Raw genomic sequence first — 517 nt, 5'->3', positions numbered from 1 at the left:
CGAGATGCCTCCGTCGCCCTGCCCTGGGATGTCGGATTACGCTGCGCTCATCCGGCCTACCGGAGCTCGGATTCGCCGCTCGCCCCCTCCCCCTCCACCAGTGCAGCCCGCAGCCTGTGTCGCCGCGTCAGCAAAAAGCCCACGAAACCCGCCAGCACCAGGCCCTCCAGCAGCAGGGTGTAGCGTGCGCCGAGCCAGGCCGCAACCAGCCCGGCGACGAGCCCGCCGAGGGCGTCGAAGCCGAAGCGGGTGGATGAGAAGAAGGACACCACGCGGCCCCGCAGCGCCTCCGGCGCCATGCTCTGCAGCAGCATGTTGATCGCCACATTGACGGTGGAGATGCCAAAGCCCAGACCGGCCATCGCCACCAGCGCCAGGGGCATCCAGCCCGCCAGCGCAAACACCGCCACCGACAGCGCGCTGATGGCGCTACCCACCACCACCGTGCCGGCGAGCCCCGCGTGGCCACGCTGGTGGGCGAGGAACACCGTGCCCAGGAAGGCACCGCAGCCCGCCG

Annotated in this window: 1 protein-coding gene; it reads right to left on the bottom strand. The window is 71.0% G+C overall.

Going from position 1 to position 517, the window contains the following annotated elements; translation table 11 throughout:
* Positions 1–56 precede the first annotated feature (56 nt).
* A partial coding sequence (locus L6Q67_RS24485) for an MFS transporter (RefSeq protein WP_296576418.1) occupies positions 57–517 on the bottom strand: 461 nt, incomplete at its 5' end.

Source organism: Zoogloea sp. (genome assembly GCF_023150065.1).
In the GTDB taxonomy this organism is placed as follows: domain Bacteria; phylum Pseudomonadota; class Gammaproteobacteria; order Burkholderiales; family Rhodocyclaceae; genus Zoogloea.
Note: the sequence above shows the minus strand (reverse complement) of the source record. Positions and strands in the feature narration are given on the sequence as shown.